17 protein-coding genes are annotated in these 18,082 nt (G+C 75.6%); 10 read left to right on the top strand and 7 right to left on the bottom strand.

Going from position 1 to position 18,082, the window contains the following annotated elements; genetic code table 11:
* The first annotated feature begins 350 nt into the window (after positions 1-350).
* The 3 genes from ACGF5G_RS21905 to ACGF5G_RS21895 all read left to right on the top strand — a co-directional run bounded on the left by ACGF5G_RS21905 (position 351) and on the right by ACGF5G_RS21895 (position 2,207).
* Positions 351-1,301: an asparaginase gene (locus tag ACGF5G_RS21905; RefSeq protein ID WP_393265610.1), complete on the top strand. Its 951-nt coding sequence runs from the start codon at positions 351-353 to the stop codon at positions 1,299-1,301.
* 20 nt (positions 1,302-1,321) lie between these two features.
* Positions 1,322-1,564: a DUF5522 domain-containing protein gene (locus ACGF5G_RS21900; protein WP_393265409.1), complete on the top strand. Its 243-nt coding sequence runs from the start codon at positions 1,322-1,324 to the stop codon at positions 1,562-1,564.
* 91 nt (positions 1,565-1,655) lie between these two features.
* Positions 1,656-2,207, top strand: coding sequence for a hypothetical protein (locus ACGF5G_RS21895; protein WP_393265406.1), 552 nt, complete (start codon positions 1,656-1,658; stop codon positions 2,205-2,207).
* Between the two features lie 150 nt (positions 2,208-2,357).
* On the opposite strand, the gene ACGF5G_RS21890 is transcribed toward ACGF5G_RS21895, so the two are convergent.
* Complete coding sequence (locus ACGF5G_RS21890; RefSeq protein ID WP_393265404.1) at positions 2,358-3,053, bottom strand: metal-dependent transcriptional regulator; 696 nt, start codon at positions 3,051-3,053, stop codon at positions 2,358-2,360.
* A gap of 155 nt (positions 3,054-3,208) precedes the next feature.
* Here ACGF5G_RS21890 and ACGF5G_RS21885 point away from each other — a divergent pair, with 155 nt between their 5' ends.
* From ACGF5G_RS21885 to ACGF5G_RS21875, 3 genes are all read left to right on the top strand, one after another.
* Complete coding sequence (locus ACGF5G_RS21885; protein WP_393265401.1) at positions 3,209-4,057, top strand: sulfurtransferase; 849 nt, start codon at positions 3,209-3,211, stop codon at positions 4,055-4,057.
* A 141-nt stretch (positions 4,058-4,198) separates the two neighbouring features.
* Positions 4,199-5,380, top strand: a complete 1,182-nt coding sequence (locus ACGF5G_RS21880) for an acetoin utilization protein AcuC (RefSeq protein ID WP_393265399.1) — start codon at positions 4,199-4,201, stop codon at positions 5,378-5,380.
* Positions 5,381-5,404: 24 nt separating this feature from the next.
* Positions 5,405-7,960 (top strand): GNAT family N-acetyltransferase, encoded by a 2,556-nt coding sequence (locus ACGF5G_RS21875; RefSeq protein ID WP_393265396.1) that lies wholly within the window; start codon positions 5,405-5,407, stop codon positions 7,958-7,960.
* A 68-nt stretch (positions 7,961-8,028) separates the two neighbouring features.
* Here ACGF5G_RS21875 and ACGF5G_RS21870 read toward each other — a convergent pair whose 3' ends face one another.
* Positions 8,029-8,436 (bottom strand): VOC family protein, encoded by a 408-nt coding sequence (locus ACGF5G_RS21870; protein WP_393265393.1) that lies wholly within the window; start codon positions 8,434-8,436, stop codon positions 8,029-8,031.
* A 100-nt stretch (positions 8,437-8,536) separates the two neighbouring features.
* Positions 8,537-9,553, bottom strand: a complete 1,017-nt coding sequence (gene sigB / locus ACGF5G_RS21865; RefSeq protein WP_393265390.1) for an RNA polymerase sigma factor SigB — start codon at positions 9,551-9,553, stop codon at positions 8,537-8,539.
* 260 nt (positions 9,554-9,813) lie between these two features.
* Between sigB and ACGF5G_RS21860 the strand changes: the two genes are divergently transcribed.
* Positions 9,814-10,602 carry a sporulation protein gene (locus tag ACGF5G_RS21860; RefSeq protein WP_393265387.1) on the top strand — a complete coding sequence of 263 codons (789 nt, stop codon included), beginning with the start codon at positions 9,814-9,816 and terminating at the stop codon, positions 10,600-10,602.
* Positions 10,603-10,736: 134 nt separating this feature from the next.
* Here ACGF5G_RS21860 and dtd read toward each other — a convergent pair whose 3' ends face one another.
* The 3 genes from dtd to ACGF5G_RS21845 are packed head-to-tail and all read right to left on the bottom strand — an operon-like array spanning position 10,737 to position 13,784.
* A complete protein-coding gene (dtd, locus tag ACGF5G_RS21855; RefSeq protein ID WP_393265384.1) occupies positions 10,737-11,159 on the bottom strand; it encodes a D-aminoacyl-tRNA deacylase in 423 nt (140 codons plus the stop codon).
* Entirely contained in the window at positions 11,159-12,643 is a 1,485-nt protein-coding gene (locus ACGF5G_RS21850) for a methyltransferase (protein ID WP_393265382.1), read from the bottom strand. The genes dtd and ACGF5G_RS21850 overlap by 1 nt, the downstream gene beginning before the upstream one ends.
* Positions 12,644-12,647: 4 nt before the next feature.
* Positions 12,648-13,784 (bottom strand): CPBP family intramembrane glutamic endopeptidase, encoded by a 1,137-nt coding sequence (locus tag ACGF5G_RS21845; RefSeq protein WP_393265379.1) that lies wholly within the window; start codon positions 13,782-13,784, stop codon positions 12,648-12,650.
* Positions 13,785-13,920: 136 nt separating this feature from the next.
* On the opposite strand from ACGF5G_RS21845, the gene ACGF5G_RS21840 reads away from it, so the two are divergent.
* The 3 genes from ACGF5G_RS21840 to ACGF5G_RS21830 all read left to right on the top strand — a co-directional run bounded on the left by ACGF5G_RS21840 (position 13,921) and on the right by ACGF5G_RS21830 (position 17,662).
* On the top strand, positions 13,921-16,272 hold the full coding sequence (locus ACGF5G_RS21840; protein WP_393265376.1) for a histidine kinase: 2,352 nt from the start codon (positions 13,921-13,923) through the stop codon (positions 16,270-16,272).
* Entirely contained in the window at positions 16,269-16,940 is a 672-nt protein-coding gene (locus ACGF5G_RS21835) for a response regulator (protein WP_393265373.1), read from the top strand. The genes ACGF5G_RS21840 and ACGF5G_RS21835 overlap by 4 nt, the downstream gene beginning before the upstream one ends.
* Before the next feature lie 140 nt (positions 16,941-17,080).
* Positions 17,081-17,662 carry an HhH-GPD-type base excision DNA repair protein gene (locus ACGF5G_RS21830; RefSeq protein ID WP_393265370.1) on the top strand — a complete coding sequence of 194 codons (582 nt, stop codon included), beginning with the start codon at positions 17,081-17,083 and terminating at the stop codon, positions 17,660-17,662.
* 104 nt (positions 17,663-17,766) lie between these two features.
* Here the strand turns inward: ACGF5G_RS21830 and ACGF5G_RS21825 are convergent, their stop codons facing one another.
* Positions 17,767-18,078 carry a hypothetical protein gene (locus ACGF5G_RS21825; protein ID WP_350681320.1) on the bottom strand — a complete coding sequence of 104 codons (312 nt, stop codon included), beginning with the start codon at positions 18,076-18,078 and terminating at the stop codon, positions 17,767-17,769.
* Positions 18,079-18,082 lie beyond the last annotated feature (4 nt).

Below are 18,082 nucleotides of genomic sequence, written 5' to 3'. Positions count from 1 at the left end.
CGCCGACGGGCAGCAGCGGACGCCGCCGTCACCACGACGGCGGTGCTCCTCTGCTGACCGAACGAACACATGGAGCCACCATAGGCCGGGCGGAACGGAAAACCAACGTGCTTCCGTCCGTGCGGAAACCGGCCTCACCCGACCGGGGCGCTCGTCAGTCGTGGACGCGCTGGTGGCGGAGCAGGACGACCCCGTCGCCGTCGGAACCACCAGCGCCGGCGGGGCCGCCCGCAGACCGGCGCCACCGGTTATCCGACCCGGAGGGTACGTTCTTGCGGGCCGCCTTCCAGGCGGCGGACGGGAGGCCCGGCGTGTCCATCGCCCTGTTCACCCTCGGCGGCACGATCGCGATGGGCGGGGTGGACCCCGGCCGGGCCGGGGTGGTCACCCGGCTGACCGGCGCCGACCTCACCGCCGCCGTGCCGGGCCTCGACGAGTTGGGCCTGCCGCTGGAGGTCCGCGACACCCACGCGGTGCCGAGCGCGCACCTGACGTACCGACAACTGCTCGACGTGGTCGACGCCGCCTCGCGGGCGGTGGCCGACGGGGCGACCGGTGTGGTGGTCACCCAGGGCACGGACACGCTGGAGGAGTCGGCGTTCCTGGCCGACCTGGTCTGGCCGCACGCCGCGCCGCTGGTCCTCACCGGCGCGATGCGCAACCCGACCCTGGCCGGCCCGGACGGCCCGGCGAACCTGCTCGCGGCGGCCCGCGTGGCGGCGGCCCCCGCCGCCCGCGACCTGGGCGCGCTGGTCGCGTTCGCCGACGAGATCCACGCCGCCCGCTGGGTACGCAAGACGCACAGCACCAGCACCGGCACGTTCGCCTCGCCGAACGCCGGCCCGGTCGGGCACGTGGTCGAGGGACGCGTACGCGTGCTGGCCCGCCCGTCCCGGCGGGAGCCGCTGCCGCCGGTCGACCCGGCACGGCTCGACGCCACCCGGGTCGCGCTGCACACCGTGACGCTCGACGACGACGGCGGCCTGCTCGACCGGGTCGCCGACACCCACCACGGGCTCGTCGTCGCCGCCTTCGGAGTCGGGCATGTCCCGGCCGTCCTGGCCCCGGTGCTCGGCGCGCTGGCCGAGCGGATCCCGGTGGTGCTCACCTCCCGCACCGGTGCCGGCTCGGTGCTGCGGCACACCTACGGCGCGGTCGGCTCCGAGACGGACCTGCGCCGCCGGGGCCTGCTGGACGGTGGGCTGCTCGACCCGTACAAGGCGAAGGTGCTGCTGCGGCTGCTGCTCGCGGCCGGCGCGGGCCGCGAGGAGATCGCCGCCGCCCTGGCCCGGCACGGCTGACCGCTCTCTAGACTGCGCCGGTGACCGGAGAGCGACGACCGCTGGCGGGCCGGCCGCTGACCGAGCCACACCCGTCCCGGCTGCCGCCGGAGCATCCGGACCGGGAGCGGATCCTGGCCGCACACGCCGCCGCCCTGGCTGCCGGTGAGGCCGGCTACCTCGACCCGGCGACCGGCCTGTTCGTGCTGAGCGCGGGGTTCCTGGCCCGACGCGGCACCTGCTGCGGTCGCGGCTGTCGGCACTGCCCGTACGTCGACGACTGACGGCGACCGGCTGATCGAGGGCTACCGCGAGGGCGGGGCAGGCCGTACGGTGTCCGGCGGACACGTCGGGGTGGACAGCGGAGGAGTGATCGTGCGCGGGCGGATCGTGGGCGCCGGGGTGGCCGTACTGCTGGCGACGGGCTGCGGCGCGGAGGCGGCCGAACCGGTGGCGGTGCCGCCTCCCGCGCCGATCGCGGTCGACGTGGCGGCCGCCTCGTCGGGCGGGGCGTGCCGGCTGCTGGACTTCGGCGTGATCGAGCAGCACGCGGGGGCCCGCTTCGACATCGCCGCCGCCAGCGAGACGGGCGACAGCCACACCTGCGTGGTCCGCGCCGAGCAGGCCACCCTGCCGGAGTTGACGCTGATCGTCACCGAGGCGTCGATCGACGCGGCCACCTTCACCATGGACGTGGTGCCGGACAAAGCGGGCAAGGTCACCGGGCTGGGCCAGAAGGCGTACCGGCGGACGCTGTCGGCCAAGGGTGCCTTCGGCCCGGTCGCGGAGGTGGGCTGGCTGGCAACCGAGGGCCGCCTCGCCACCCTCCGCTACACCACCCCACCCGACACGCCCAAGCCAGACGCCGACAAGCTCACGGACGCCCTGATCGCCCTGGCCAAGCAGCTCGACATCCGCGCCATCTGAACCGCGCCGCCACTCCGCCCACTCCGCGATCTTGCACTTTCGGCCCCCGATCCGTCCCTTGTGTCGGATATTTCCGGGCACAAGGTGCAAGATCGCCGAGCCGAGCCAATCCGGGGCAGGGAGCGCGGGGTGGGGGCGGAGTGGGAGGGGTCAGTGGGCGGCGACGAAGACGCGGGAGGCGACCTCGCGGGGGAGGCGGACGCGGTCGCCCGAGCGGTCGATCGACACCCCGTCGCGCTCCTGCGCCACCATCACCGTCGCGCCCGGGTCGACGCCGGCCGCGTGCAACTGCCGCAGCACGTCCGCGTCGGTCTGCACGCTCTCGCAGATCCGCCGGACCACGACCGGCCCGGAGAGGCCGGGGAACGCCAGGTTGCGCTCACCCTCGACGGCGTCGGTGGTCTCCGGCCCCGGGGTGCCCAGCGCCTCCAGCCCCGGGATCGGGTTGCCGTAGGGCGAGCGGGTCGGCCGGTTGAGCAGGTCGTAGACCCGCTTCTCGACGGCGTCGCTCATCACGTGCTCCCACCGGCAGGCCTCCTCGTGGGCCTCCTCGTAGGGCATCCCGATCACGTTGACCAGCAGCAGTTCGGCGAGCCGGTGCTTGCGCATCACCGAAACGGCGGTGCTGCGACCGTGCGGGGTGAGCGCCAGGTGCCGGTCGCCCTCCACGGTGAGCAGGCCGTCGCGCTCCATCCGGGCGACGGTCTGACTGACGGTGGGCCCGCTCTGCCCCAGCCGCTCGGCGATCCGGGCGCGCAGGGGCGGCACGCCCTCCTCCTCCAGTTCGAGGATGGTCTTGAGGTACATCTCGGTCGTGTCGACCAGATCCGTTTTGGACACCTTCATCCCTCCCTGCCGCGGAGGTAACTTCAGGCTCGGTCGTGCCGACCAGATCATGCCCCACGTCAGCGGCCCTCCGGCCCACGATGGTACCCCGACGCAGGCCGAACGACCCTTGACGAACCGCGAGGCCCGGGCCCGGATGGTGTTGACTTGACCTCATGTCCGGAACCGAGGAGCTGCTGGTCGAGGCCGACCGGCTCGCGACCGAGCTCGACCACGCCGACCCGCCCACCCTGCTCGACGTCCGCTGGCGCCTGACGGGCCCGCCCGGCCGGGACGACTATGCCGCCGGTCACCTGCCCGGCGCGGTCTTCGTCGACCTCGACACCGCGCTCTGCGGCCCGCCCGGCCCGGCCGGCCGCCACCCGCTGCCCGACCCGGCCGCGCTCCAGGCCGCGCTGCGGGCCGCCGGCGTCCGTGCCGGTCATCCCGTGGTGGTGTACGACGGCGGCGACGGCATGGCCGCCGCCCGCGCCTGGTGGACGCTGCGCTGGGCGGGTCACCGGCCGGTACGCCTGCTGCACGGCGGCTTCCCGGCGTGGCAGGCCGCCGGACTGCCCACCAGCACGGCGGAACCGACCCCGGCGGCGGGCGACGTCGAGGTGCGCCCCGGCGCGCTGCCGGTGCTCGACGCGGGGGAGGCCGCCCGGCTGGCCGCCGCCGACGAGGGCGTCCTGCTGGACGTGCGCGCCGCGCCCCGCTACCGGGGCGAGACCGAGCCGATCGACCCCGTCGCCGGGCACGTCCCGGGCGCGGTGAACCTGCCCGCCGGCGAGTACGTCGCCGAGGGCCGGTTTCCGGCCGCCGACGCGCTGCGCGCGCGGTTCGCCGCCGCCGGGGTGGCCGGGGGCGCTCCCGTCGGGGCGTACTGCGGGTCGGGGGTGACCGCCGCGCAGGCCGTGCTCGCCCTGCACCTGGCGGGTCGGCCCGACGCGGCGCTCTACGTCGGGTCGTGGAGCAACTGGGTCGCCGACCCGTCCCGACCGGTCGCCACCGGGGAGGGCTGAGGGGCACGCCCACCCCGGCGACGCCGGCCGGCTGACGGCACGTGCGCCGGGCGACACGAGGGCGCGTGAGCAGGCCGACACCGGGGCGCGCCCCCAGCACGCGCGCTGGGGGCGTGCGGGCGCGCGTGCGACGATGAGGCCATGTCCGAGGACACGGTGGTGGTGTGGGACGAGTCCCTGCTCGCCTACGACATGGGGGATCACCCCCTCGACCCGGTCCGGGTGGAGCTGACCGTCGCGCTGGCCCGCGAGCTCGGCGTGCTGGCGCGTCCCGGGGTGCGGCTGGTCAAGCCCGAGCCGGCCGACGACGCGCTGCTGACCCGGGTGCACGACCCCCGCTACCTCGACGCGGTGCGGGCCGCCCCGCGCGACCCGCTCTTCGCCGGCTTCGGGCTGGGCACCTCCGACAACCCGGTCTTCGCGGGGATGCACGAGTCGAGCGCGCTGGTCGCCGGGGCGAGCGTGGCCGCGGCCGAGGCGGTCTGGCGGGGCGAGGCCCGGCGGGCGGTCAACGTGGCGGGCGGGCTGCACCACGCGATGCCCGCCCGGGCCGCCGGCTTCTGCGTCTACAACGACCCGGCAGTGGCCATCGCCCGCCTGCTCGACCTCGGCGCCGAGCGGGTCGCGTACGTGGACGTGGACGTGCACCACGGCGACGGGGTGCAGCAGATCTTCTGGAACGATCCTCGGGTGCTGACGGTCAGCCTGCACGAGACGCCGCTGGCGCTCTTCCCGGGCACCGGCTTCCCCGACGAGACCGGCGGGCCAGGTGCTGTGGGCAGCGCCGTCAACGTCCCGCTGCCGCCCGGCGTGGACGACGCCGGCTGGCAGCGCGCCTTCCACGCGGTCGTGCCGTCGGTGCTGCGCGCGTTCCGGCCGCAGGTGCTGGTGACCCAGTGCGGGGCCGACGGGCACCGGCTCGACCCGCTCGCCGACCTGCACCTCTCCGTCGACGGTCAGCGCGCCACCTACCTGGCCCTGCGGGCGCTCGCCGACGAGCTGTGCGAGGGCCGCTGGGCGGCCACCGGCGGCGGCGGGTACGCGCTGGTCGAGGTGGTGCCGCGGGCCTGGACGCACCTGCTCGCCGTGGCCACGGGCGAGCCGATCGCGCCGGCCACGCTGACCCCGCCGGCCTGGCGGGAACTGGCCGCCGCGCGCCGGCCGGGCCGGGAGATCCCGCTGCGGATGACCGACGACGTCGACCCGTCGTACGAGCCGTGGCAGCCGACCGGCGAGCCGAACGCGGTGGACCGGGCGATCGCGGCGGCCCGCAAGACGGCGTTCCCGCTGTTCGGGCTCGACCCGCACGACCCGCGCGACTGAGCCGGGCCGGAAGGAACTACACAGGTGACCACGGTGGAACAACCAGTGGACGTGCTGCTCAGCGACGGCACCACCGTCCAGTTGCGACCGATCCGCCCGTCGGACGGGCCGGGGATCGTGGCGATGCACTCGCGCTTCTCCGAGCGCACCCGCTACCTGCGGTACTTCTCGCCGTACCCGCGCATCCCCGAGCGGGACCTGCACCGCTTCGTCAACGTCGACCACCGCGACCGGGAGGCGTTTGTGGTGCTGGCCGGCGACCGGATCGTCGCCGTCGGCCGCTACGAGCGGCTCGGCCCCGACGCGCCCGAGGCCGAGGTGGCGTTCGTGGTCGAGGACGCCTACCAGGGCCGGGGCATCGGCTCGGTGCTGCTGGAACACCTGGCCGACGCGGCCCGCCAGACCGGCATCGCGAACTTCGTGGCCGAGGTGCTCCCGGCCAACGGCGCGATGCTGCGGGTCTTCTCCGACTTCGGCTACCAGCTCCAGCGCCAGTTCGCCGACGGCGTGGTGCACCTGACCTTCCCGATCGCGCCCACCGACGCCACGCTCGAGGTGCAGCGCGGTCGCGAGCACCGCACCGAGGCCCGCTCCGTCGCCCGGCTGCTCGCCCCGCGCGGCGTCGCCGTCTACGGTGCCAGCGCCACCGGGCAGGGCGTCGGCGCGGCGGTGCTCGGGCACCTGCGCGACGGCGGCTACACCGGCTCGGTGGTGCCGGTGCACCCGAGCGCGGCGGCGGTCGCCGGGCTGCCCGCGTACCCGTCGGCGGCCGACGCGGGCGTGCCGGTCGACCTGGCCGTGGTGGCGGTGCCGCCGGAGACGGCGCGGGAGGCGGTCGACGACGCCGCCGCCGCGGGCGCGCACGCCCTGGTGGTGATCTCCGCGGGCTTCGCCGAGGCCGGCCCGGACGGTGCCGCCGCGCAGCGCGCGCTGGTCCGCGCGGCGCACGCGGCGGGCATGCGCGTCGTCGGCCCGAACTGCCTGGGGGTGGCCAACACCGACCCGACCGTACGCCTCAACGCCACCCTCGCCCCGCGGCTGCCGGTGCCCGGCCGGGTGGGCATCTTCAGCCAGTCCGGCGCGTTCGGGGTGGCGCTGCTGGCCGAGGCGGACCGGCGCGGGCTGGGACTGTCCAGCTTCGTCTCGGCCGGCAACCGGGCTGACGTCTCCGGCAACGACCTGCTCCAGTACTGGCAGGACGACCCCGGCACCGACGTGATCATGTTGTACCTGGAGACCTTCGGCAACCCGCGCAAGTTCGCCCGGCTGGCCCGCCGGATCGGCCGGGACAAGCCGGTCGTGGCGCTCGCCTCGCCGGCCCGCCCGCCCGGCGTGGGCGACTCCGCGGGGCCGGACGAGGTCGCCGTCGGCGCGCTGTTCGCGCACTCCGGGGTGATCCGGGTGGACACCGTCGCCGAGCTGCTCGACGTCGGGGTGCTGCTGGCCAACCAGCCGCTGCCCGCCGGGCCGCGGGTCGGGGTGGTCGGCAACTCCTCGGCGCTGACCGGGCTCGCGGCCACCGCCTGCGCCGCGCAGGGGCTCACCGTCGCCCGCGGCTACCCCCGCGACGTCGGGCCCCGCGCCGGCGCGGCCGAGTTCGCCGCCGCGCTCGCCGACACCGCCGCCGACGAGGGCGTGGACGCGCTCGTGGTGGTCTTCGCCCCGCCGCTGCCCGGCCAGCTCACCGACACCGAGGCGGACTTCACCGCCGCCCTGCCGGCCGCGCTCGCCGCCGGCAAGCCGACCGTGGCGACGTTCCTGGTCGGCCGGGCGCCGGCCGGGGTGCCCGCGTACCCGAGCGTGGAGGAGGCCGTCCGCGCCCTCGCCCGGGTCGCCACGTACGCCGACTGGCTGCGCCGCCCGGCCGGCCTGCTGCCGGAGCTGCCCCGGGTCGACCGGGTGGCGGCGCACGCGGCCCTGCGACCCGAGGCCCTCGACCCGGTGGGGCTGCTCGCCGCGTACGGGATCGACGTGGTCGAGTCGGCACCGGTGCGTTCCGCCGGGGAGGCCGTCGACGCGGCGACCCGGCTCGGGTTCCCGGTGGCCCTCAAGGCCGCTGCCCCGGGCCTGCGGCACCGGCTCGACCTCGGCGCGGTCCGGCTCGACCTGCCCGACGCCGCCACGGTCCACCGCACGTATGCGGAGATGTCGGCGGTCTTCGGCGCGGACGTCCTGGTGCAGCCGATGGTGCCGCCCGGCGTGGCCTGCGTGGTCGAGCTGGTCGAGGATCCGGCGTTCGGCCCGGTGGTCGGCTTCGGGCTGGGCGGCGTCGCCACCGAACTGCTCGGCGACCGGGCCTGGCGCGCGGTGCCGCTGACCGACCTGGACGCGGCCGAGCTGGTCGACGAGCCACGGGCCGCGCCGCTGCTGCGCGGGCACCGGGGCGCGGCGCCGGTGGACCGGGCGGCCCTGGCCGACCTGCTGCTGCGCGTCGGCCGGCTAGCCGACGAGCAGCCCCGGGTGCGCGCGCTCACCCTCAACCCGGTGCTCGCCCGCCCCGACGGCATCTCGGTGCTGCACGCCACCGTACGCATCGGCTCCGCCGTCGCCCGCCCCGACACCGGCCCCCGCCGCCTGTAAGGAAGGGCACCTTCCTAACGCCTGCGGTAGAGGAAGGGGCCCTTCCTAACCGGCGGGAGGTCGAGCACTCACGCCCGGGAGGAGATCTGCTGCACCGCCCAGGCGTTGCCGTCCGGGTCGGTGAAGAAGACGAAGCCGACGTTGTCCAGCGGGTCCGGCACGGGGCGCGGGTTCTCGCCCACCACCTGGATCTCGCTGACCGCCACGCCGCGCTCGACCAGCTGGGCCCGGGCCCTGGGCAGATCGGGCACGACCAGTTGGAGGCCCTTCAGCGAGCCCGGCGGCATGTCCGGCAGCACGCCCTCGCCGATGACGATCGAGCAGCCCGAGCCGGGCGGGGTGAGCTGCACGATCCGGGCGTCGGCGCTGACCACCGTGTCGTGGTCCACGACGAAGCCGAGCTGGTCGGCGTAGAACGCCTTGGCCCGGTCCACGTCGGAAACCGGTACGACCACCACTTCCAGGGTCCAGTTCACACATGTTGTTAGCCCGCCCGGCGGCCCGCGTCAAGGACCACGGCCCGGACGCACGCGAGGCCCCGGCGAACCGCCGGGGCCTCGCGTGGCTCAGGGAACGTCAGCAGGCGTACGCCTCCAGGCGCTGCGCCCGCTCCGGGTCGCGCAGCTTCAGCAGGGTCACCTTCTCGATCTGCCGGATCCGCTCCCGGGACAGGCCGAACTCCCGGCCGACCTCGTCGAGCGTGCGCTGCCGGCCGTCGTCGAGACCGAACCGCAGCCGGATCACCGCCTGCTCCCGCTGGGAGAGGGTGGCCAGCACGATGCTCACCTCGTTGCGTAGCTCGCCCTGCGCGGCGACGTCGCCCGGCTCGGCGCTCGGGTCCACCGCGGCCACGAAGTCACCGAGCGCGCTCTCGCCGTCCTCGCCGACCGCCTGGTCCAGGCTCACCGGCTCCCGGTCGTACGAGATCAGCTCGATCACCTGGAACTCCGGGATGTCCATGGCTCGGGCGACCTCGGCGACGGTGGGCTCGCGGCCCAGCGAGACGGACAGCTCGCGGCGGGCCCGGACCATGCGGTTGACCTGCTCGACCATGTGCACCGGGATGCGGATGGTGCGGGCCTGGTCGGCCATCGCGCGGGTAATCGCCTGCCGGATCCACCAGGTGGCGTAGGTGGAGAACTTGTAGCCCTTGGCGTAGTCGAACTTCTCGACCGCGCGGATCAGGCCGAGGTTGCCCTCCTGGATGAGGTCGAGGAACGCCATGCCGCGACCGGTGTAGCGCTTGGCGATGCTGACCACCAGGCGGAGATTCGCCTCCAGCAGGTGGTCCTTCGCCGCCCGGCCCTGCGTGACGATCAGCTCCAGGTCGGCCCGCAGCTCGGCGGAGACCGGGGTGCAGGTCGCCAGCTTCTCCTCGGCGAACAGGCCGGCCTCGATCCGCTTGGCCAGGTCGACCTCCTGCGCGGCGGTCAGCAGCTTCGTCCGCCCGATCCCGTTCAGGTATGCCCGGACCAGGTCCGTGGAGACGCCGCGCTCGTCCGTGGCGTCGAGGTCGGTCAGGGTGTCGTGGGCGTGGTCGGCCTCGGTGGTGCCGGCCGGGCGCATCCGGTGCTCCATCATCTGCAGGGCCATCTCGTCTTCTCCCCGTGTCCACGTCTGTGCCGCTCGTTCCGGCCCAGTGGTGCCGGTGTGACACACAGCTTGGCGGGCGGGGCGTGAAACGGGAGTGAGGCGATCGGGGACCCGACACGAATCCGGCCCGGGTCCTGCGTACCGTGCGCGTGTCGTCGCCGAGCGTTCCTTGTCGCGTGCGGTTACCGTGCCAGCGGTCGGCCAGTGGGGCCGGCGCCGCCGGCGACGTCGGCGCACCGGAACAGGTTTTGGAGGGTGTCGTGGTCTTCAAGCGGCTCATGCAGGCGATGGGCGTGGGTGGCCCGTCGGTGGAAACGGTCCTGGCGAACCCGAACTGCCGCCCCGGCGGCCAGTTGGAGGGCGTCGTCCACGTGGCCGGCGGCGAGCACCCCGTCGACATCTCCTACGTGTCCCTGGGCCTGGTCACCCGGGTCGAGGTGGAGAGCGGCGACAACGACTACGAGACCACGCAGGAGTTCCACCGGCAGGCGGCGACCGGCGCGTTCCGGCTGGAGCCCGGCCAGCGCCACGACATCCCGTTCCGCTTCGCCGTGCCGTGGGAGACGCCGCTCACCGAGCTGTACGGGCAGCACCTGCACGGGATGACGATGGGGCTGCGTACGGAGCTGGAGGTGGCCCGCGCGGTCGACAAGGGCGACCTGGACGCGGTGGCGGTGCACCCGCTGCCGTCCCAGCAGCGGATCCTGGAGGCGTTCCTGCGGCTGGGCTTCCGGTTCGCCCGGGCCGACGTGGAGCGCGGCCACATCTACGGCGTGCGGCAGAGCCTGCCCTTCTACCAGGAGATCGAGTTCTACCCCGCCCCGCAGTACGCCGGCGCGATCAACCAGCTCGAGGTCACCTTCGTCACCGACCCGCAGCAGATCCAGGTGGTGCTGGAGCTCGACAAGCGCGGCGGCCTGTTCACCGAGGGCCGGGACGCCTTCGGCCGCTTCACCATCGACCACGCCACCGCCGAGCGCACCGACTGGACGGCCCAGCTCGACGCCTGGATCCGCCAGTCGCTCCAGCGCCGCGGCCTCTTCTCCTGACCCGCCCACCCCGCCCCCACAGGCGCAGGTTGATCATGAAGTTGTTGTCGTTCGCCGCGGCGTGTCACGGCAATAACTTCATGATCAACGGGGTGGGATTCGGGGAGTGCGGGTGGGGGAGGGGAAGGTGGAGGTTAGAGGTCGAGGAGGATCGTGTGCGGACCGACGTTGACGCTCTCGACCAGCATGTGGGCGCGGAAGCGACCGGTCTCGACCTTCGCGCCCCGGGCACGCAGCGCCTCCACGACCGCCGCCACCAGCGGCTCCGCCACCTCGGCCGGGGCTGCCGCCGTCCAGCTCGGACGGCGTCCCTTGCGGGCGTCGCCGTAGAGGGTGAACTGGCTGACCACCAGGATCGGCGCGCCGGTGTCGGCGGCGGACCGCTCGTTGTCGAGGATGCGCAGCTCGTGCACCTTGCGGGCCATCGTGCGGGCGGTCTCGACGGTGTCGGTGTGGGTCACCCCGAGCAGCACCAGCAGCCCGTCGTCGATCGCGCCGACCACCTCGCCGTCGACCGTCACGCCCGCCCGGCTGACGGTCTGCACCACGGCCCGCATCAGCCGGTCACCGGCTCGATGAAGCCGCGCTCGACGAGGTGCGCCACGATCGGGCCGGCGGCGTCGGCCAGCTCCTCGGGGGCGACGTCGTGCGCGGCCGCGAGGAGGGCGAGCTGGTCGCGCAGCGGCAGCCGCCCGTCGGCCCCGCCCACCAGGGCGAGCACCAGGGGGTCGATCTCCTCCGTCCAGCGCAGCCCGTGCGGCATGGCCAGCACCTGCCGGTCCACCGCCCAGCCCTCGTCGCCCATCGTGGCCTCCTGCCGGAGCTGGAGGCCGTCAGCCGCCCGGTAGCGCGCGGCGAGCAGCCCGTCGGCGTCGTGGGCGCGCAGCCAGTCCTGGCGGTCGAACCAGGCGCCGATCCGGTCGCCCAGCGGCGCCTCCACCCGCTGCCGCAGGTCCTCCACCCGGATCACCGGGTCGTCGTGGCCGGAGCGGCGCAGCGAGACGATGCCGAAGCCGACCGCCTCCACCTTGTGCGCGTCGAACCAGTCCAGCCAGTCCGCCATCCGCTGCGGGTCGGCGGCCTCGCCGACGTCGGTGAGCCACAGGTTGACGTACGCCATCGGGTCCGCCACCTCGCGCTGGACGACCCAGGCGTCCAGCCCGGTGCCGGCGAACCAGCCGGTCACCCGCTCGGCCCAGTCCTCGCCCGCGACGTGCACCCAGTTGGCCAGGTACTGCATGGTGCCGCCCTCGGTGAGCAGACCGGGCGCGGCGGCGGCCAGCTCCGCGCCGATCGCGTCGCCGACCCGGCCGGAGTCGCGGTAGACGTGCGTGGTGGTGCCCGGCCCGACCACGAACGGCGGGTTGCTCACCACCAGGTCGAAGCGGCGCCCGGCGACGGGGGCGACCAGGTCGCCGCGGAGCAGCTCCCAGTCCTGGCCGTTGAGCGCGGCGGTGGTGGCGGCGAAGCGCAGCGCCCGCTCGGAGACGTCGGTGGCGGTCACCCGCCGGGCGTGGGTGGCCAGGTGCAGCGCCTGTACGCCGGAGCCGGTGCCCAGGTCCAGCGCGGTCTCCACCGGCCGGCGGACCGTCGCGCCGATCAGCGTCTGGGTCGCCCCGCCGATGCCGAGCACGTGGTGGGCGTGCAACGGGCGGCCCGGGCGGGCGCTGGCGGGCACGTCAGCCAGCACCCACCAGTCGTCCCCGTACGGCTCCAGGTCCAGGCCCATCCGCAGCCCGTCGCCATGCCGCTCGACCAGGCCCCCGGCGAGCGCCTCGTCCAGCGACAGCGGCGCGAGCGCGGCGGCCACGGCGGCCTCCGGCTCGGTCTGCTCGCAGACGAACACCCGGATCAGCGTGCCGAGCGGGTCGCGGTCCTCGGTGGCGCGCAGCGCGGCCCGGAAGTCGTTGCGGGCCACGCCGCCGGTGGCCTGCGGGCCGAGCCGGGTGGCGATGCCGTTCGAGGTGAACCCGGCCCTGGTCAGCGCGGTCCGCAGCGCCTCGACGCCGGCGGGGGAGAGCAACATGTCGTGTCCGTCCACGCCGTCATCCTGCCTGGCGCCGCGCGCCGGCGTTCGACCACCCGGGAGATCGGCGGGCCGCCGACCCCGGCGCCGGCCCGACCGCCGGCCCGTCGCCGTCAACCGACCCCACCGGCCACACGGACCGCCCGTCGGGATGGGCCACTCCGGCGTCGGCCTCCGGGTCGCCGCCCTGACCGCCGCCCGGACGGCCGGGAGATCCGCCGCCCGGACGCTCGGGGGATCCGCCGCCCGGCGCCGCCGTCGCCAGCGCGCGCCGGTCGGCGGCCCGTGCCACCAGCCAGGTGTACGCCAGCAGCACGAGCACGTCGACCAGCACCAGCTGCCACGGCGCGTCGGCCATTGTCTCGTCCACGGTCAGCCCGCCGAACGCCGCGGCCAGCCCGAACGTGCTCACGTTGTTGACCACGTGCAACGCGACGGCCGCCTCCAGGCCGCCGGTACGCACCGTGAGCCACCCGCAGAGCAGACCCATCACGACCAGGTCGGCGAAGCCCCAGACGGTGCCCCAGCCGTGCGCCGCGGCGAAGAGCACCGCCTGCACCACCAGCCCCGGCCAGGGCGAGCGCAGCCAGGTCCCGAAGGCCTGGAGCAGCCAGCCGCGGAACAGGTACTCCTCGGCGGCGGCCTGGAACGGGACCAGCGTGACGATCATCAGCAGGCCGGCGGCGAAAGCAGGCCAGCCGACCCAGGCGTCGAGCGGGCCGACGAGGACCATCTCGTCCCCGGTGGCCCGCAGGAGCAGATGGCTGCCGACCAGCATGACCGTGATCGCCGGGGCCGCCGTCAGCAGGCAGGTGCCCAGCCAGCGCCACCGCACCCGGCCGAGCACGGAGGAGAGGCTGCCGGCCGGCCGGCGTTCCACCCAGCGGGTGACGGCCATCGTCAGCGGCAGGGCCACCGCCACCGACAGCACCAGCAGGGCGGTGTCCACGACGGGACCGAAGACGGGCAGCCCGTCGGCGTCCGTCGGCCGGTCGGTGATCTCCGCCACGATGGTGGCGACGCCGAAGATCGCGCAGCCGACGAGCAGCGCCCCGCCGAGCAGGGCGAGGACGCCGACGAGCGGCCGCCACCACCGCTGCCGGCCGGTCCGGGCCAGTCGGTGGTACGGGGCGCCCGGGGGAGTAGTACTGATCATGGAGGCAAGCCTGCCGCCGCCGACGGGCCGACGGGTCGACGTGCGGACCGATTTCGGCACCACCCTGGGGTATAGGCCGCCTCGTGCCCGCGGGTGACGTGACCGGTCGGCGGGCCTACGTAGGGTTGCCCTCATCATGACTCTCCTGCGGACCTGGTTGCTGCCGTCGGCGCTGGTCGGCGCCCAGATCCTGGTCTGGCCCGGCCTGCCGCTGCTGCGGGGTGACGCACCGGACGTGGCGGCGACCACGGCGGGTCTGGTCGCCGCCGTGGTCACCCTCCTGGCGCTGGGCTGGCGGCAACGTCGGCCGCTCCCGGCGCTGGGCGTGGTCCTGGCCGCGCAGACCCTCGGCCGGCTCGGCGTCTCTCCGGACGACCTGCTGGTGCTCAGCCTCGCCGAGCTGGTCGCCATCTGGTCCGTGGCCGTCCGGGCGCCCGGCCGGGTGGTCCGGGTGGCGCTGGCCGCCGGCGCCCTGTGGGTGGCGTCGGTCAACCTGCCCCGCTTCGACACCGCCGCGGCCTATCTGGGGGAGGTCGTCGTCGCCGTGCTCGGCTACCTGCTGGCCGCCGGGCTCGGGCGCAGCCGCCGGCACTGGGTGACCGGGCGGGCGGCGGTGGCCGGCCGGCTCGTCGCCGTCGAGGCGGAGGCCCGCCGGGCGGCGGAGACCGAACGCCACCGGCTCGCCCGGGAGCTGCACGACGTCAGCGCCCACCACCTCACCTCCATCGTGGTGACGGCGGGAGCGGCCGAGCGGCTCGCGGCCCGACGTCCGGAACTGGCCGCGGAGGCGGTGGAGTTCGCGGCGCGTACGGGGCGGGAGACCCTGGTCGCGCTGCGTCGCCTGGTCGCGGTGATGGGCGAGGACACCGAGGCGCACCGGCCGCTGCGGCGGCGGCTCGACGACCTGGTCGCCGGCTTCCACCGGCTCGGCCAGCCGGTGCGCCTGGACCGGGTCGGTCCGGAACCGCCGGCCGCGCTGACCGAGGTCGTCCACGCCGTCGTCCGGGAGTCCCTGACCAACGTGGTGCGGCACGCCGCCGGAGCCGACGCCTCGGTCCGGGTCGCGGTCGACGCCGGGACCGTCACCGTCACCGTCGCCGACACCGGCGTACCGGGGCCGACGGCCACCTTCACGCTGGGCGCCGGGCGGGGGATCAGCGGCCTGCGGGAGCGCGTCGCCGCCCTGGGTGGCACCCTGCGGGCCGGCCCGGACGGCGACGGCTGGCGGGTCGAGGCACGGCTGCCGGTCGGGGCGGATCCCGGCAGCCTGCCGTCGCCGGTCCGGTCGGAGAACGGCCGGTCCCTGGTGACCGCCGCGCTGGTCGGCAACGCGCTCGTGCTTCCGGTGGCCGCGGCCCTCGTGTCGGTGGAGACCGACGTCGAACTGGCGGGGCTGCGCGACCCGATCGTCCTGCTCCAGCTCCTGCTGTTCTCCGTGGCGCACGCCGCGCCGCTGGCGTGGCGGTGCCGCCGACCGTGGGCCGCGTTCGCGGGCGTCGCCGGGACCGCGCTGCTCTGGCCGGTCACGGCGCTGCTGGTCGAGCTGCCCCGGGGCGCGGAGTTCGTGCTGCTGACCGCCGGCTTCGCCGACCTGGCCGCCGTCTGGGCCGTGGCCGCGTACGCCCGACGGGCCGGCCCGACGTGGCTGGCCGCGCCGGTGGCGGCCACGGTGCTCGCCGTGGGCCTGGTCGGTACGGCGGCGGCGGACGGCTCGATCGCGGGGGAGCCCGTGCACGTTCCCGTCACCGTCTTCATGACCGTCTTCGTCGCCGGGTTGCTGCTGGCGCCGATGCTGCTGGCCTGGGGCGGCGGCGCGCTGGTCCGGCGCCGGCGGCGGCAGGTGCTCGGCCGGGAGGACGACGCGCTCGCCGCAGCGACCGCCCGGGCCGTGGCGGCCGCCCGGTCCGAGCGGGAGCGGGTCGGCGCCGGACTACGCTCGGCGGTGCTGGACCGGGCTGGTCGCCTGGTGGTCGTCGCCGACCAGGGCCGGCTCGCCGAGATCCTGGTCGAGGCACGGGCCACGTTGGCCGCGATGCGCGGCCTGCTGGACGACCTGCGCGCCGACGAGCGGCCGACGCCGCACGGTCCGCAACCGACCCTCGCCGATGTGGGCGGGCTCTGCGCGTCGCGGCAGGCGGACGGCCGGGACGTCCTGCTGGACGCGCCGGCGACCGTGCCGGCCCTGCCGACCGACGTGGACGTGTCGGCGTACCGGCTGGTGGAGGCCGCGTTGGACGCGGGCACCGGGCCGGCCCGGGTGGTGCTGCGGCTGGCCGGTGGTGAGCTGCGGGTGTCGGTCACGGGCCTGCCCACCGCGGCGGACCCGCTGGTCGTCGCCGGGCTGCGGGCCCGGGTCGACGCGCTCGGCGGCCGGCTCGCGCTGCGCCGCGGCGAACTGCGGGCGCGGCTGCCGCTGCCGCCGGTCCCCGGGGCCTCCGTCGCCCGGCCCGGGCAGCGGCGGGAACGGGTGCCGGAGGGGGCGCGATGATCAGGGTGCTGGTGGTGGACGACCAGCCGGTCGTCCGGGCCGGGTTCGCGGCGATCGTCGACGCCGAACCGGACCTGACGGTGGTCGGGGAGGCCGCCGACGGCGCCGACGCGCTCGACCAGGCCGCCCGGAGCCGACCGGACGTGGTGCTGATGGACATCCGGATGCCGGGGATGGACGGCCTCACCGCCACCGCCCGGCTGACCGCCGACCCGGCCGGCCCCCGGGTCCTGGTGCTGACCACCTTCGACCTGGACGCCCACGTGTTCGAGGCACTGCGGGTGGGCGCCTCGGGCTTCCTGCTCAAGGACGCCCAACCGGTCGACCTGCTGCACGCGATCCGGGTGGTGGCCGCCGGCGACGGGCTGCTCGCCCCCACCGTCACCCGCCGGCTGATCGACGCCTTCGCCACCGGGGCGCTCACCCCGCCGGCGGAGCCCGTCGAGCTGGCCGCGCTCACCGCACGGGAGCGCGAGGTCTTCGTCCGGCTGGCGGCCGGGCTGACCAACACGGAGATCGGCGCGCAGTTGGGCGTCGCGACCGGCACGGTGAAGGCGCACGTCAACGCCCTGCTGGGCAAGCTGGGTGCGCGGGACCGGGTGCAGGCGACGATCCTCGCCTACGATCTCGGGCTCGTCCGGCCCGCCTCCCGGCGGTCACCGGCGTAGGGGCGCCGGTCGGGTAACCCGGGGCCGGGCGGTGACGCCCCGCGCGGCGGCGGCCGGGGCCGGCCCGTCGGCGGCGGGAAGGTGGGGCGGATCGGCGCGGCCCCTCCGCCCCGGCCCCCGCCATTGGGCAGGATGTCCCCATGACGCTCGCGCTGCCCATCGACCCCGAGGCCAACCGGCTGCTGGAGCGCAGCCCGCTGGCCCTGCTGCTGGGGATGGTCCTCGACCAACAGGTGACGATGGAGAAGGCCTTCTCCTCGCCGTACGTGCTGACCCAGCGCCTCGGGCGGGACCTGGACGCCCGGGAGATCGCCGACCACGACCCCGAGGCCCTGGTGGCCCTGTTCGCCCGGCCGCCGGCGCTGCACCGGTTCCCGAAGGCGATGGCGGCCCGGGTGCAGGAGGTGTGCCGGGTCCTCGTCGACCGGTACGACGGCGACGCCGCCCGGCTCTGGTCCGACGTCGCCGACGGCCGGGAACTGCTCCGCCGCATCGCCGAGCTGCCCGGCTTCGGCAGGCAGAAGGCGCAGATCTTCCTCGCCCTGCTCGGCAAGCGGTTCGGGGTCACGCCGGAGGGCTGGCGGGAGGCGGCCGGCGGGTACGGCGACCTGGACGCCCACCGGTCGGTGGCGGACGTCGTCGACGCGGAATCGCTGCGCCGGGTGCGCGACTACAAGCAGCAGATGAAGGCGGCGGCGAAGGCGAAGGCCGCCCAGGGCTGACGCCACTGCCGCGCGGCGGGGCCGGTGGGCGGGAGTTTCCAGGGCGACCCGTGCGGGCCGGGGTCGGACGGCGGTCGTGGGGTGTGCCCTGGTGCGCCGCGACGTCAGGCGGCGGTCGGGCGGGACAGGGCGGCCAGCGCCCGCCGGACGTCGGCAAGCGAGACCGTCGCCGAGTCGTCCAGGTCGGCCAGGCCGGCCTCGATCCACTGCCGCATCAGAGTGGTGACCCCGATGCCGCGGGCGTCGGCGGCCGCGCGGACCCGCTCGTACGTCTCCAGGGGCAGGCGCACCGAGCGGCTGACCATGGGGGTGTCGGTGTCGGGGGTGGGCAGCTCCACCGGCTGGCTCTCGTCGATCAGCTCCGCGAGCCGGTCACCGCCGCTGTGGAACTGCTTGGTCGCGTCGTTACGGTTCATCGTC

The organism is Micromonospora sp. NPDC047730, assembly GCF_043204765.1.
Lineage (GTDB): Bacteria > Actinomycetota > Actinomycetes > Mycobacteriales > Micromonosporaceae > Micromonospora.
This window is presented reverse-complemented; position numbering and strand designations above follow the sequence as displayed.